The organism is Nitrobacter hamburgensis X14 (assembly GCF_000013885.1).
GTDB classification, from domain to species: Bacteria; Pseudomonadota; Alphaproteobacteria; order Rhizobiales; family Xanthobacteraceae; genus Nitrobacter; species Nitrobacter hamburgensis.
Map to the genome: position 1 here is coordinate 136819 of NC_007960.1, position 14779 is coordinate 151597.

12 protein-coding genes are annotated in these 14779 nt (G+C 60.8%); all 12 read left to right on the top strand.

The genetic code is table 11. The features are described 5' to 3' along the window. Positions 1-115 precede the first annotated feature (115 nt). The 12 genes from NHAM_RS22920 to mcrC all read left to right on the top strand — a co-directional run bounded on the left by NHAM_RS22920 (position 116) and on the right by mcrC (position 14776). On the top strand, positions 116-1081 hold the full coding sequence (locus NHAM_RS22920; RefSeq protein ID WP_011505071.1) for a CBASS oligonucleotide cyclase: 966 nt from the start codon (positions 116-118) through the stop codon (positions 1079-1081). A gap of 9 nt (positions 1082-1090) precedes the next feature. Further along, positions 1091-1606 (top strand): hypothetical protein, encoded by a 516-nt coding sequence (locus NHAM_RS22925; protein WP_011505070.1) that lies wholly within the window; start codon positions 1091-1093, stop codon positions 1604-1606. Beyond that, positions 1606-2553 (top strand): AAA family ATPase, encoded by a 948-nt coding sequence (locus NHAM_RS22930; protein ID WP_011505069.1) that lies wholly within the window; start codon positions 1606-1608, stop codon positions 2551-2553. Before NHAM_RS22925 ends, NHAM_RS22930 begins: the two co-directional genes overlap by 1 nt. Before the next feature lie 10 nt (positions 2554-2563). Next, positions 2564-4102 carry an SAVED domain-containing protein gene (locus NHAM_RS22935; RefSeq protein ID WP_011505068.1) on the top strand — a complete coding sequence of 513 codons (1539 nt, stop codon included), beginning with the start codon at positions 2564-2566 and terminating at the stop codon, positions 4100-4102. Between the two features lie 49 nt (positions 4103-4151). Next, positions 4152-4298, top strand: coding sequence for a hypothetical protein (locus tag NHAM_RS27340; RefSeq protein ID WP_157043854.1), 147 nt, complete (start codon positions 4152-4154; stop codon positions 4296-4298). A gap of 133 nt (positions 4299-4431) precedes the next feature. Continuing rightward, positions 4432-4881 carry a hypothetical protein gene (locus NHAM_RS22940; RefSeq protein WP_011505067.1) on the top strand — a complete coding sequence of 150 codons (450 nt, stop codon included), beginning with the start codon at positions 4432-4434 and terminating at the stop codon, positions 4879-4881. Between the two features lie 246 nt (positions 4882-5127). Beyond that, entirely contained in the window at positions 5128-7893 is a 2766-nt protein-coding gene (locus tag NHAM_RS22945) for a class I SAM-dependent DNA methyltransferase (RefSeq protein ID WP_011505066.1), read from the top strand. Next, on the top strand, positions 7890-9968 hold the full coding sequence (locus tag NHAM_RS22950; protein ID WP_011505065.1) for a DEAD/DEAH box helicase: 2079 nt from the start codon (positions 7890-7892) through the stop codon (positions 9966-9968). Before NHAM_RS22945 ends, NHAM_RS22950 begins: the two co-directional genes overlap by 4 nt. Further along, positions 9958-11187 (top strand): GIY-YIG nuclease family protein, encoded by a 1230-nt coding sequence (locus NHAM_RS22955; RefSeq protein WP_011505064.1) that lies wholly within the window; start codon positions 9958-9960, stop codon positions 11185-11187. The genes NHAM_RS22950 and NHAM_RS22955 overlap by 11 nt, the downstream gene beginning before the upstream one ends. Next, a complete protein-coding gene (locus tag NHAM_RS27345; RefSeq protein WP_157043855.1) occupies positions 11159-11389 on the top strand; it encodes a hypothetical protein in 231 nt (76 codons plus the stop codon). Before NHAM_RS22955 ends, NHAM_RS27345 begins: the two co-directional genes overlap by 29 nt. Positions 11390-11473: 84 nt before the next feature. Further along, entirely contained in the window at positions 11474-13678 is a 2205-nt protein-coding gene (locus NHAM_RS22960) for an McrB family protein (RefSeq protein WP_011505063.1), read from the top strand. A gap of 12 nt (positions 13679-13690) precedes the next feature. Then, positions 13691-14776: a 5-methylcytosine-specific restriction endonuclease system specificity protein McrC gene (gene mcrC / locus NHAM_RS22965; protein WP_011505062.1), complete on the top strand. Its 1086-nt coding sequence runs from the start codon at positions 13691-13693 to the stop codon at positions 14774-14776. The last annotated feature ends 3 nt before the right edge of the window (positions 14777-14779 follow it).

The following is a 14779-nucleotide window of genomic DNA, read 5'->3' on the forward strand; positions in this document are numbered from 1 at the left end:
TTTGTCAACGTAAAATAGCTAGTGCGTAGCTATTGAATAGCTAATTTTTAGCTACTATATCACTACCTCAACGTGCCGCTGCCCTTGGGTCGCCGGCCAAGCAGGAGTTGGGCATATGGGACGGCAGCACGTCGGCCATAGCGAGATCGCCACCTTCGCGCAGGACAAAGTGAACCTGCCGAAGGTCAAGGCGGATGAGTATCGGGCGCAGGCCCGCCGGCTTCGTGAGAAGCTGGAAGGTTATCTGGGTGAACATCCGGATTTCACGCTCAAGAAGATGATGCTCTCGGGCAGCCTGGCGAAGGGCACCGCGCTGCGTTCCCTCAACGACATCGACGTCGCCTGCTACGTCAGCGGCGCAGACGCACCTAAGGATGTGCGGGCGCTGCTCGATTATCTGGCCGAGCGGCTTCGCAACGCCTTCCCTAACTTCAGCCCCGACCAGGTGCAGCCGCAGACCTATTCCGTCACGGTCTCCTTCCGCGGGACCGGGCTCGACGTGGACGTGGTACCGATCCTCTATGACGGCGACCCGCAATGGTACGGGAACCTTATCAGCCAGGATGATGGCTCGTTCTTGAAAACGAGCATTCCGCTCCATCTGGACTTCGCCGCCAAGCGCAAGCGCGCCCAAGAGAAGCATTTCGCGCAGGTGGTTCGGCTCGCGAAGTTTTGGGCCCGACGCATGAAGCAGGAGCGCGATGGCTTCCGCTTCAAATCTTTTATGATCGAGATGATTCTCGCCAAGCTCTGTGACGACGGTCTGGATTTCTCCGACTACCCGGAGGCGCTCCAGCACTTCTTCACCTACATCGCTCGGACCGATTTCCGGCAGCGCATCGTGTTCGGTGACTATTACGCCGTTTCGTCGGTGGGCACGTTTTCCGACACGGTGCAGATCATCGATCCGGTGAACGCCGTTAACAACGTGGCGCGCCTCTACACCATGGCGAACGCAGACGCGATCGTCGATGCCGCTATCGATGCCGGAGACGCGGTCGACGCGGCGCTCGCCGCTCCCAACAAGCAACTGACCGTCGCCTATTGGCAGAAGGTCTTTGGCTCCTCCTTCCAGGCGTGAGGTCACTGCATGTCCTACAGTTTGAGCTATACCGAGAGTTCGACCTTCACGGTCACCCACGCCCGGCACATGGTAGCCAAGGTCGCGACCGACCTCAAGCGTATGCAGCGCTTCTACGGCAGCCCGTCCGATGAGAGCATTACGAACTACGAAGCCGAAGCGACCGAGATGATCAGAGCCGGCTACCTCGGCACGGTCACCTACGGCTTCAGGAAGGACGGCAACTGGATCGAACCGACGCTGCGCTACACCGCCCGAGATCTTGCCGGTGCCTCGGCCAATGACGACGATCCTGGCCGTATCCGACCTGGGGCGGACATCAGCGGCGCGTCGTTCTACAGCTATATGACCTACAGCGCCGCGTGGGACCAGCTGACCCAGACGCAGCGGGACGCATTCAAGGCGACGCTTCCCTTCTCACGCAATGGCGCCGCCGAGCCGGGCGTTTCCGGATATCTCGACAACGACCACTCCTATTCGTCCGGCGGGCGAGCCCTCGATCGCGCCTGTGTCAGGAGCTTCTGATGAACACCAAGCCCACTTTGGATGAGCTCTTCGAACGGCGCATCACCTATCCCGATTTCGAACCGCAATCGCGGCTCGCAAGGCTGGTCGGTCTTGACGATCAGAAGAGTCGCCTCGCCAAAATCCTTGGCCTTCTCGTCAACCCCAGTGGGCTGGCGGAGTGGGCGCAGCGGCATCATCCTGGCACCCAGGCGCTCCTTGATGCAGTTCTGCGGCGTCCGCCCCTGGTGGTGCTCGCCGGCGATGTCGGATCGGGCAAGACCGAACTCGCCGAGACGATCGGCGATGCGGTCGCGCGGCAGGAGAAGATTGACATTACCCTTCTGCCGCTGAGTCTCTCGACCCGCGGTCAAGGCCGCGTCGGCGAGATGACGCAACTCCTCTCAGCCGCGTTCGACTACACGGTGGCCGAAGCGTCCCGGCTGAAGTCCGCCTCCGGCAAGGCGCGTGGAGCAGTCATCCTTCTCGTGGATGAGGCCGACGCGCTTGCCCAGTCACGCGAGACGGCGCAGATGCACCACGAAGACAGGGCCGGCGTGAATGCGTTCATCCGCGGCATTGACCGCATCGCCAACGCCAAACTTCCCGCAGCAGTTCTGATGTGCACGAACCGCCTGAGCGCACTCGACCCCGCGGTGCGGCGGCGCGCGGCCGATGTGCTTAGTTTCGCCCGTCCCGGTGACGAGCAGCGACGTTTTGTCCTATCGAGCCGTCTCGAACCTATCGGCCTCGGCCGTCACCATATCGACGCTCTCGTCATTGCCACCGGGCCGCAGCGCAGTGCTCGGGATTACGGCTTCACCTTCTCGGATCTGACCCAACGGCTTCTGCCATCGATCGTCCTCGACGCCTATCCTTCGCGGCCGGTTAATGGTGCGCGCGCGGTGGAGATCGCCAAAGCCATGACGCCGACACCTCCCTTCCGAGACGGCGAGCCAGTGGCGTGAGGAGAGGTCGATGACCCAAGCGGTGACTGTCCGGCGCGACGGCGATACCTTTCAGGCGCGAATCTTCTGGCTGCACGCCGCTCGCCTGCTCGATCCCCAAAGCCCGGTCACGCGGGTGGGCTTCGAGACCGGTCCGAAGAGCTTCGACGACATCTGGGTCGAATACGATCCGGCACGTAGCGCGCTCGATCAGTATGGCGACCCACTGCGGCGCGAGCACATGCAGTGCAAATGGCACGTGACGCCGGACAGCTACGGCTATTCCCATCTCGTCGATCCTGAATTTATCAATGCCAATGCGCGCTCGCTCTTGCAGCGGGCGCGCGAGGCGCAACTCGCCTACGCCCCCGCAGGGATCGGCGTCCGGTTCAAATTGGTGACGAATTGGCGCCTCGACCGCGCAGATCCTTTGCGCGAGATGGTCGGCAATCGCTCCGGCGCAATGCGCCTCGACCGGCTCTACGGCTCGCTGACGGACAACAGCAAGGCGGGCGCGGTGCGCAAGGCTTGGCGCGAGCATCTGGATATCGACGAAGAGGAGCTTCGGCTCCTAGCGCGTACACTCGCGTTCGGCGAGGCGACCGACACGCTCGACGCCCTGCGTGATCATCTCGACATCCTGTTCGGCTTGGTCGGGCTGCGCCGCATTCCCGCGAACCAGAGCGCGTTTCCCTATGACGACGTCGTCTTTCAGTGGATGGCGCAGGGGCGCCTCAATTTCGATCGCGCGGCCTTCCGAGCGATCTGCGCGCGCGAGGACCTGCTCGGCCCAGCACAGAGCGCGCGGCGCGTTTATGGCATAAAATCCTTCGAGCACGCCTTCGATAGGCTTGAGGAACGCTGTCACTCGGTCCTCGACCTTATCCCGGCCTTCGACGAACGCTACATCCGCAGCGACAGTGATTGGGAGACTATCCTCTATCCCGCGCTTCGGACCTTTCTGCTGGCGGCGGCCAAAGATCCCCCTCGCCTGCGGCTCGCGCTCGACGCTCATGTCACCTTGGCCTTTGCCGCCGGTTCGATCATCAACATCAAGTCGGGCCGCCAGGTCGAACTGGAGCAGCGCAGCACGAGCCGGCGCGTTTGGGCTGCCGACGATGCGATCTCCGATCCAAGCTGGCCGCCCCTCATCGCGGAGTCCATAGAGCTCCGTCCGAATCAGCCGGACCTCGCCGTCGCGCTCGGTCTGACACATGACGTCTCGGCGGACGTGCGGCGGTACTGCGAAGCAAAGCTTCCCGACGTGGGGCGGTTACTGATCCTGAAGCCGAGCACCGGCTCCGGCGCCCAGGCCGTTGCGTGCGGGCGGCACGCGTTCGAGCTCGCTGACGGGGCGATCGACGCAGTCCGTTCTGCAAGGGCCGAGGGGACACGACTTACGCATCTGTTCATCGCCGCACCCAACGCCTTCACCTTCTTTCTCGGTCAGCGCCAGACGGCCCTCGGCTCCGTCCGCCTGTACGAGTTCGATTTCGATGGCGGACGAGGCCGTTCCTATGCGCCCGCACTCACGTTGCCTTTAGCTCCTCCCACGAAAAAAGCGATTTAGCAGCTTCCCTAAGCTCACGCCATCGGAAGGCATTGTACTGGACGTCGCTATGACGCCCGCCGTCATCCGCGACGGGAAAATCAAGAGCCACATGCTCTTCAATGCCGGCGTCCTGCTTCCGCTCGAAGACGAGCTGGGGCATTCTACGAACAAGCCCTCCACACGTTGGTCCATGAATACGCCCATGTCGAAGTGACGGAACGGTTCAATGCGGCGGTTTCCGGTGTGCTGCTACAGAGCAAGCCGCCGAACGCGGATGCGCATTATTGATGGGAGATCATCAAGGCGTGTTGGGATGAATATGCGGTGACGCAGAGTCCTGGATCTCGATGCAGGCCTGGCTGCTCCAGTTGCGGCGACGCGGAGTCACGGTCTTGGTCGTGCATCACGCCGGCCGCGGGGGCAATGCGCGCGGTACGTCCAAGCGGGAGGACGTGCTCGACACGGTGATCCAGCTCAAGCACCCGGAAGACTATGATCCCGCCGAAGGAGCGCGCTTCGAGGTGCACCTGACAAAGGCGCGCGGGGTGTTCGGCGAGGATGCCTTGGCCTTCGAGGCAAAACTTGAGCTGGACGACGAAGGGGCGGCCCGGTGGGTCTGCACCGATCTCAAGAGCGAAGATGCAGAGGAGGTGCAGAAGGTGCTGGAGCTGTCGGAAGCGGGTAAGAGCACCCGCGAGATCGGTAAAGAGCTTTCGATGAGCAAGTCTAGGGTTGACCGGCTGTTGAAGAAGGCCAAGCGCTCGAAGAAAGCCAAGCCGGCGGAAGCGAAACAATAGCGACCACTGTCCCGCTGTCCCGCTCCCCTAGGGTGTGGGACAGTGGGACACCTCCGACGCCCAACAGTGCAGTACCAACTCGATTTCTCAGAATTTCCTTGAATTACCGCAGCCGTTGAAGTCTATGAAAGACCTATGTTTTCTCAGAAATCACAACAAAAAAAATAATGCCCTTTTATGGAGAGGGAAAGTTCGACCGCATTTACACCAGCGGTCCTTTCCGGCATCCGCTCGGGCGGGGGCAATATGAACGCCGTCGAGATTGAAGAAGCCATATCGGCCCTGGCCGAGCGGCCGTTCGACGGCGGCGAGTTCCCGTTCGCTTTCCTGCAAGCCTTCGGCAATAAGGAAACGACGATCAAGAAGCTGCGGGCAGGCGCGTCGAATAGCTCCGACCTGGGCGGCGTCCTGCAACGGAACCATATTCATATCGCCGTCTGCGCGCCGGGCGCGGTCACCAAGACCTTGGCAGCGCTGAAAGCCAGCCCGGCCACTGCGAAGGCAAAGGCGCGTTTCACCCTCGCGACCGACGGCGCAGACTTTGAGGCGGAGGAGTTGGACACCGGCGAAACCGTCGCCTGCGCCTATGCCGACTTCCCCGATCATTTCGGTTTTTTCCTGCCTCTCGCCGGCATCACCACCGTCAAGCAGGTCCGCGAAAGCTCTTTCGACATCCGCGCCACGAGCCGCATGAACCGGCTCTATGTCGAGCTTCTGAAAGACAACCCCGATTGGGGCACCGCCGCGCGCCGTCATGACATGAACCATTTCATGGTGCGGCTGATCTTCTGCTTCTTCGCCGAACGCACCGACATCTTCCACGGTATCGGCCTGTTCACCGACACCATCGCTCGGATGAGCGCCAAGGACTCGTCGGACACCCATAAGGTGATCGGCGAATTGTTCCTCTCCATGAACACCAAGCGGGAGGACCGAGCGAGCGTCGGCATTCCCCGATGGGCCGACGCCTTTCCCTACGTGAATGGCGAACTGTTCTCCGGTAGCGTGGACACGCCGCGATTCAGCAAGATCGCCCGCGCCTATCTTCTCCATATCGGCAGTCTCGACTGGACGAAGATCAATCCGGATATCTTCGGGTCGATGATCCAGGCCGTCGCCGAGGACGAGGAACGGGGCGCGCTCGGCATGCACTACACGTCCGTGCCGAACATCCTGAAAGTCCTCAATCCGCTGTTTCTCGACGATCTGCGCGCCCGGCTTGCGGAAGCGGACGACAATCCCCGCAAACTGCTGAACCTCCGCAATCGCATGGCGAAAATCAGGGTCTTCGATCCGGCCTGCGGTTCCGGCAACTTCCTTGTCATCGCCTACAAGGCCATGCGGGAGATCGAGGCTGAGATCAACAGGCGGCGCGGCGAGGCCGACCGGCGCACGGATATCCCGCTCACCAACTTTCGCGGCATCGAGTTACGCGACTTCCCGGCCGAGGTTGCGCGCCTTGCCCTCATCATCGCCGAGTTTCAATGCGATGTCCTCTATCGCGGGCAGAAGGAAGCCTTGCAGGACTTCCTGCCGCTCGACGCACAGAACTGGATCACCTGCGGCAATGCTCTGCGGCTCGACTGGCTGAGCATCTGCCCGCCGACCGGAACGGGCGTGAAGCTACAAGCGGATGACCTGTTCAGCACGCCGCTCGATCAGGCGCAGATCGATTTCGAGAACCAAGGGGGCGAGACTTACATTTGCGGCAATCCTCAGTTCAAAGGAGCGCGAAAGCAAAGTCGGGATCAAAAAAATGACCTCTCGCTCCTGTTCCACGGAAATATCGATTACAAGGACTGCGACTATGTAGTTGGCTGGTTCATCAAAGCGTCAGAGTATTCGACAACTTGCGGAGCCCCGTTTGCCTTCGTCGCCACGAACTCGATTGCGCAAGGGGAACAGGTCGCACATCTGTGGTCGCGACTGTACGCAAAGAACTTACATATTTTCTTTGCTCATCGAACGTTCTTGTGGCGGAATAATGCATCGAATAACGCCGGTGTGCACTGTGTAATAGTCGGCGTGAGCAATAGAGCTTCCGGAGCGAAGTTCATTTACGAAGCTGATACGGCTCGTGAAGTCAATTGTATTGGGCCTTACTTAATCCCTGGCGATGAAATCTTCGTCGAAGCCGCAGACTCGCCGGTGTCGTCCGATTTGCCTCGTATGATTAGCGGCAATATGGCTCGTGATGGCGGCAATCTGATTTTGTCCCGGGACGATACTGAGGCGCTGCTATCGGCCCATCCGCAAGCGGTCTCGCTCATCAAGAAGCTTGTCGGAACGAAAGAGATAAATCAGGGCAGCAAAAGATACTGTCTCTGGATAACAGATAAGGATGTTCAGCGAGCTAAGGATATTCCTGAAGTCGCACGGCGAATTGAACAAGTGAAAAAAGAGCGAACCGCATCTACTGCAAAGACGACCCGCGGCTACGCGAACATCCCCCATAAATTTGCACAGAGATGTCACCGAGACGAGTCTTGCATCGGTATTCCCAAAACGATCACTGGAAACGACGCATATTTGACGCCGGATGTATTCGGATCAGATGCCGTCATTAGCGACCTTGCCTTTGTAATATATCCTATGGACATGGTTGCTTTTTCTATCATCTCAAGCTCTCTGCACCTCATCTGGTCAAAGACGGTAGCAGGCGGAATGCGAGACGGGCTCAGATACTCATCTCAGCTGGCCTATCATACCTTTCCAATCCACAGGCTCACGGAAAAAAACAAGGCCGACCTCAGCCGCTGCGCCGAGAACATCCTGCTGGCGCGCGAGGCGAATTTCCCCGCAACTATCGCCTACCTCTATGACCCGGAGAATTTGCCGGACGATCTGCGCGCGGCGCACGAGCGCAACGACGAAGTGCTTGAGCGAATCTATATTGGCCGTCGTTTCCGCAATGACACGGAGCGCTTGGAAAAACTGTTTGAGCTTTACACCAAGATGATCGCGTCGCCGGGAGCCGCGGCGAAGAAGAAAAAGACGGAGGTAAGCGCGTGACCGACCACGAGAAAACCGTCCCTTCCGTTTCGGTTTCCTATGCCCGCAACGGTTCATCGACCAAGGCCAACGCGCTCGGCATGCGGCCGATGCAGGAGCGTGCCTATGAGCGGCGCGGTGAGCAATATCTTCTCATCAAGTCGCCGCCGGCATCTGGCAAGAGCCGGGCGCTCATGTTCATTGCTCTCGACAAGCTCGCCAATCAGGGATTGAAACAGGCCATCATCGTCGTGCCGGAAAAATCCATCGGCGCGAGCTTCCATGACGAGCCGCTGACCAAGTTCGGTTTCTGGGCGGACTGGACGGTTGCGCCCAAATGGAATCTCTGCGACGCGCCCGGCTCCGACAACGGCGGCAAGGTCAATTCTCTCGGCGCGTTCCTCGACAGTGACGACAAGGTGCTGGTCTGCACCCATGCCACCTTCCGCTTCGCGGTGGACAAGTTCGGCGTCGAGAAGTTCGACAGCCGGCTTATCGCGGTGGACGAGTTCCATCACGTTTCGGCCGACCCGGAGAGCAAGCTCGGCCAGCATCTCGGCGCGCTCATCGTCCGCGACAAGGTGCATATCGTCGCCATGACCGGCTCATACTTCCGGGGCGATGCCGTGCCGGTACTGGCCCCGCTGGACGAGGCCAAGTTCGATACCGTTACCTATACCTACTACGAACAACTCAACGGCTACGAATATCTCAAGCAACTCGACATCGGCTATTTCTTCTATTCCGGTTCCTATGCCGACGACATACTGAGCGTCCTTGACCCGAATGAGAAAACCATCATCCACATCCCAAGCGTCAATTCGCGTGAGAGCACGAAGGATAAGATTAGGGAGGTGGAACACATCATCGAGGCGTTGGGCGAGTGGCAAGGCATCGACCCCGCGACTGGGTTCCAGTTGGTCAAACAACGCGATGGCCGCGTCCTGCGCATCGCTGATCTGGTCGACGACGACCCTGCGAAGCGCGAAAAAGTTTCGGCTGCACTTAAGGACCCCGCGCAGAAGCACAATCGCGGCCATGTGGATATCATCATCGCGCTCGGCATGGCCAAGGAGGGATTCGACTGGGTTTGGTGCGAGCACGCGCTGACCGTCGGCTATCGATCCAGCCTCACCGAGATCGTGCAGATCATCGGCCGCGCGACCCGGGACGCGCCGGGCAAAACCCGCGCCCGTTTCACTAATCTGATCGCCGAGCCGGACGCCTCCGAAGAGGCCGTCACCGAGGCCGTCAACGATACTCTGAAAGCCATTGCAGCCAGCCTTTTGATGGAACAGGTGCTCGCGCCACGCTTCAACTTCACGCCGAAGAATCCCCAGAGCGGCCCGGTTGACGGCTTCGACTATGGCGAAGACGGCTACGATCCGAGCAAGGGTAATGTGGGCTTCAATGAGCAGACCGGGCAGTTCCATATCGAGATCAAGGGCCTTGCCGAACCCAAGAGCAAGGAGGGCGCGCGCATCTGCACCGAGGATCTGAATGAGGTCATCGCCGCCTTCGTGCAGGACAAGACGGCCATCGAGCGCGGGCTATTCGATGAGGAATTGATTCCGGAGGAACTGACCCAGGTGCGCCTGGGGAAGATCATCAAGGACAAGTATCCCGAACTGAACGAGGAAGATCAGGAGGCCGTGCGCCAACACGCCATCGCCGCCCTCAACATCACGCAGAAGGCCAAGCAGATTGCGCTTGGCGGCGACGGGGCGGGGACCGGCGGCGATGACCAGCCGAGCGCCAACACTGCGCTGATCGACGGGGTGCGGAAATTCGCGATGGACGTTCGCGAACTCGATATCGACCTGATCGACCGGATCAATCCGTTCGGCGAAGCCTATGCCATCCTCGCCAAGACCATGAGCGAGGATAGCCTGAAACAGGTCGCCGCGGCCATTGCCGCCAAGCGCACTAGCCTAACGCCGGAGGAAGCCAAAGAGCTTGCCATCCGCGCATCTCGCTTCAAGAGGGAGCGCGGTCGGCTGCCCTCCGTCGATGCCCAGGACCCTTGGGAACGACGCATGGCCGAGGGGGCCGTCGCGTTCATGCGCTTCAAGAAGGAGGGCCGCTATGACGGATGACCTCGATCTTGACGAGCTGGCGGCGGACCTCGCCGACTTCGCCCCGCAGGACAAGAAAGGCGGCCGTAGCGCACGCGAGCAACGCATCATCGCGGGCTTTGAGGAAGTCCAGCGTTTCGCCGAAGCCAACGGCCGAGCGCCAGCGCATGGCGAGAGCAACGACATATTCGAGCGGCTTTATGCCGTGCGCCTCGACCGTCTGCGCGGGCTGGAAGAATGCCGTTCGCTTCTCGCCCCACTCGACAAGCAGGGCCTCTTGGCGGGCGTGGTGACGCCTGCCACCGAGCCAGTCGAAACGATAGGTGACGATGAATTGCTCGCCGAACTGGAAGGCATGGGTGGCGCGTCCGACATTACCGAGCTTCGCCATGTTCGCACCGCCGCCGACAAGCGCGCGGCCGAGGAGATTGCAAACCGCACGCCCTGCAAGGACTTCGACAACTTCAAGCCGCTGTTCGTTCAGGTAAAGAAGGACCTCGACGCCGGCATACGCCAGACACGGCGATTCCAAACGATGGCCGAGATCCAGCCCGGCGAATTTTTCATAGTCGGCGGCCAGATCGCCTATGTCGCGGAAGTCGGGGCGGAATTTGTGACAGAGTACGACCGGCGCGACAGCCGGTTGCGCGTGATCTACGACAATGGCACCGAGAGCGACGTTCTATTGCGCTCATTGCAACGTGCCCTCCACCGCGATGAGGCGGGCCGGCGCATCACCGACCCCACGGCAGGGCCGCTGTTTTCCGGCGAGAGCGGAGACGGCGACTTGGCCAGCGGCACGATCTATGTGCTGCGTAGCAAGTCAGACCATCCGGCCGTCGCGGCCCACCGCGATGTGCTGCACAAGATCGGCGTCACCGGAGGCGACATTGCGCGCCGTATTGCCGCCGCAAAGCACGACCCGACGTTTCTCATGGCCGACGTTGAGGTGATCGCGACTTACGAGCTGTTCAACGTCAACCGCACACGCCTTGAGAACCTGATCCACCGCGTTTTCGACTTGGCGCGCCTCGATATCGAAATCAAGGATCGCTTCGGACAGCCAGTGATTCCGCGCGAATGGTTTCTCGTGCCGCTGTTTGTTGTCAACGAAGCGGTCGATCGGATCAGGGACGGAACGATCACTGACTATCTGTACGATCCCAAAACAGCAGCGTTGGTGCGAGTAGATAAGGCTAAGGGGGGCCGCCGTGAACGAGATCAATCACGAAAAACGTAATCGTCTCACCAAGGCGCGTACACCAAACAAAGCAGAGGAAGGCGGCGTGGCCGGTGCAGCCGTTCCGGGCGAGCGCGAGAGGGATTGGGCCCGATTGCAGGAGCTGAAGCGCAAGCATCACCCGACGAAGCGCTCAACGCCGCCCCGCGAACGTGCAAAGGCTCGCCGCAAGCTGCTCAAACCAGGACGCGGAAAGAAATAGTGCTGCATCTGCAATCGACGGCGCGGAATTGACGTAACAAACGCCGGCCAGTGTACTGTCGACATCTAGATCAAGGCTGACGAGATGGTTGATTCATTTGATGACAAGGCATTGATTGAAGCGTTCAACGGGCCGTTTCGAGCGTACCGAGACGAGCCATGGGCAGTGGAATGGAGGCAGAAATACGTCGCCCATGTCGAGCTAGTGAGGAATGCCGACAAGGAGCAATGGCTCGATCCCGCATTCCAGCGCAGGCTCTGGGATGAGAATCCGATCTCCAACATCGGGCCGGGCACTTCGGTCACGGTGGAAGGAGCATATTCCGACGTCGCGATCTCGCTTGAGCTTCTTCAGTTCCGGGACGCACCGATCGGCAGCGATCTCGCCGAGCGCGGGAAGAGGCTCCAGGACATGTTCGACCATGTCCTGGCCAAGGTTTATCCGGCTCACGCCAAGCGCCGGCCCAAGGCGCGCCTGGTCCGGCTGATGGCCGCGATGTTTCCGCGCGACATGACCTGTCTGATGGATGCGCCCAGAGTGTGGGCGACGCAGCGCCTGATCATGGCGCCCCGGCTCGTCGGAGGATTCATCGCGCAGCATCCGGCAGTCCGTCAGCGGATTCGTGACGCGATCGGGCCTGCATCTGACATCGCCGGCGAGGTCGACCAGTCGATCTTCGCGTGGTTTCTCTGGAACAGATATTTGAACCGTCCCGACGAAGGGGCGATCACGGTAGAGGCGGCGCAGCCGGAGGCAAGCGACATACCGCCCTTGTCGCTATTGCCGGTGAGCGCGCAACGGCGAAGCCTAGCCTGCATGAAGGGGGCGGTCGGCGTGTTCGTGGCCGTTGTCCGGGAAGCGGAGAACGGGATTGCACGGGACGACCTCGCCAGCGTGATTCTGTCGGAAGCGCCGCAGCTCAATACGAACAGTGCCGCCAACGTGATCTCGCAGGCCACGGGCGGACTGGGACTCATTCATCTCGTCGACGGGGCGTACCGGCCGACGCAGCGCGGCCTTGAACTGCTGTCCGCGAACGAACCGGCGGAAGTGCTGCGCGCGCCGCTGGTCGGTCGTGTCTTCGGCATGGGGCATCTGCTGCTTCAGCTGTCGCGCCACCCCGAGGGGATGGGGGCGACTGATGCGGCCAAATGGCTGCAATCGCTGGTACCGACCTGGACCACGACGATGCCGGGGTCGCACATCATCGCGTGGGCCAGAGTAACCGGTCTCGTGAGAGCCGAAACTGTTCAGGGCATCAACCGTCTCTATCTGACGGATGACGGTCAGGAATATGTATCCGCCCTGCCGCGGGATTTCGAGGAGCGCTGGCGGATCGACGTCGCGGCCGAGGCACTGGACGATGGAGCTCCCGAGATCATCGCGGAAGAGGCGAGCTCGGGGGCGTCCTATACGGTTGAGGCCATTATAGATGAAGGCTGCTTCCTGGAGCGCGCGACGCTCGAACAGGCGATCGACCTGCTGAAGACGAAGAAGAACCTGGTTCTGCAGGGGCCTCCGGGAACGGGCAAAACCTGGCTCGCCAAGCGCCTGGGATACGCACTGATCGGCGAGAAGGACCCTTCGCGACTGATGGCGGTGCAGTTCCAGCCCTCGCTGTCCTACGAGGATTTCGTCCGCGGCTACCGCCCGAACGGAACCACCGGCCTGCAACTGGTCGATGGCGCCTTCTTGGAAGCGGTTGCAGTGGCGAAGGCAGAGCCCGCGAGGCCTTATGTTCTGGTGATCGAGGAGATCAATCGGGGTAACCCGGCGCAGATCTTCGGCGAGTTGCTCACGCTGCTGGAAGCGGACAAGCGCAGCGAGAGCGAGGCGCTCCGGCTGGCCTATCCGATCTCGCAGACAGAGCGGGTTCATGTGCCGCCGAATCTCTATGTCGTCGGGACGATGAATCTCGCCGACCGTTCGCTGGCGCTGGTCGATCTCGCGCTGCGGCGCCGCTTCGCATTCGTGAATCTCAATCCCAATTTCGGAGCTGCTTGGCAGCAATACTGCAAGGCGCGAGGCGCTCCGGATGAGCTGCTGCAGGCCATAGGGCAGGCCATCGTCGCGTTGAACGAGGTCATTGCGGCGGACCAGTCGCTCGGTGCTCAGTTCAGTGTCGGTCACAGCTTTCTCACGCCGGCTGAGAACATGGATGCCGCGCGATGGAAGACATGGATCGGTAATGTGATCCTGACTGAGATCAAACCGCTGCTGCTGGAATATTGGTACGACGCGAGGGCGAAGGCGGAGGATCATGTCAAGACACTGCAGGCCTGCCTGTAGGGAGGGGTGCAGATGTCCGATCAGGTCTGGCGCAGCCAAACAGGCATTCCGATCCGGAACCTCTGGCTGTTGCTCGTCTATGCGTCCGGTCTCGCCGAGTTCGAGAGCCAGTGCGGCGCAGGCACGGATGATGATATCGAGCTGGCCGATATTCTCGGCCGCCTGCTGGTCAGGCTGGCCAAGCGGCGGCTGAGGACCAATCTGTCGCGTGGCTATCAGCGCAGGCAAGCCGTCATTCCGCGGGTCAGGGGGCGCGTGGACTGGTTGCAGACGCTGTCCCGCCAGCATCTGCAGCGCGGGCGCCTCGCATGCCGGTTCGAGGAACTGTCGTTCGATACGCCGCGAAACCGGCTGGTGCGCTGCGCTTTGATTGCGATCGCCGGACGGGTGCGGGATCATGCCGTCGCCGCCGATTGCCGCCGGCTCGGTGACGATCTCGGGCGGCTGGGCATTGCGGCGTCACGGCCGACCCAGCAGGAGATGTCCGCAGACACGATCGGAAGCCATCAATCCGAAGACCGCTTCATGATCAGCGCGGCCAGGCTCGTGTTCGAAATGCTGCTGCCGAACGAAACGCCTGGTGACATGAAACTGTCGCGGCTCAAGCGGGACGAGATCACCCTGCGAAAGATCTTCGAGAAGGCGGTCACGGGGTTCTATCGGCATCACTTGCGTGCCGCCGATGGCTGGTCCGTGCGGGAGCAGAATTATCAGAGCTGGCAGCTGGAGCCGGGCCGATCCGGCGATGTGGGTCTGTTGCCGGGAATGAAGCCTGACATCATCCTGGACAGAAAGCAGGACCGCAGAATCGTCATCGATACCAAGTTCACCAGCATTCTCGCGAAAGGCATCGCCGACAGGGACAAGCTCAAGAGCGCCAACATCTATCAGATCTACGCCTATCTTCACTCCCAGCGGGGCCGCGGACGCCTGTGCGACAGGGCGGAAGGCGTGCTGCTCTATCCCGCGCTCGACCATGATGTGGATGAGACATTCACCATCCAGGGCCATGATATCAGGTTCGTCACAGTCGATTTGGCTCTCAAGCCTTCCGAGATCTTGGATCGGCTCCACTCGATCGCTCAGGATGGTGACTGAGGG

Bases quoted from the DNA above. Each gene is read 5' to 3' on its own strand.
- NHAM_RS22920 (WP_011505071.1), top strand. From the start codon at position 116: ATGGGACGGCAGCACGTCGGCCATAGCGAGATCGCCACCTTCGCGCAG.
- NHAM_RS22925 (WP_011505070.1), top strand. From the start codon at position 1,091: ATGTCCTACAGTTTGAGCTATACCGAGAGTTCGACCTTCACGGTCACC.
- NHAM_RS22930 (WP_011505069.1), top strand. From the start codon at position 1,606: ATGAACACCAAGCCCACTTTGGATGAGCTCTTCGAACGGCGCATCACC.
- NHAM_RS22935 (WP_011505068.1), top strand. From the start codon at position 2,564: ATGACCCAAGCGGTGACTGTCCGGCGCGACGGCGATACCTTTCAGGCG.
- NHAM_RS27340 (WP_157043854.1), top strand. From the start codon at position 4,152: ATGACGCCCGCCGTCATCCGCGACGGGAAAATCAAGAGCCACATGCTC.
- NHAM_RS22940 (WP_011505067.1), top strand. From the start codon at position 4,432: ATGCAGGCCTGGCTGCTCCAGTTGCGGCGACGCGGAGTCACGGTCTTG.
- NHAM_RS22945 (WP_011505066.1), top strand. From the start codon at position 5,128: ATGAACGCCGTCGAGATTGAAGAAGCCATATCGGCCCTGGCCGAGCGG.
- NHAM_RS22955 (WP_011505064.1), top strand. From the start codon at position 9,958: ATGACGGATGACCTCGATCTTGACGAGCTGGCGGCGGACCTCGCCGAC.
- NHAM_RS22960 (WP_011505063.1), top strand. From the start codon at position 11,474: ATGGTTGATTCATTTGATGACAAGGCATTGATTGAAGCGTTCAACGGG.
- mcrC (WP_011505062.1), top strand. From the start codon at position 13,691: ATGTCCGATCAGGTCTGGCGCAGCCAAACAGGCATTCCGATCCGGAAC.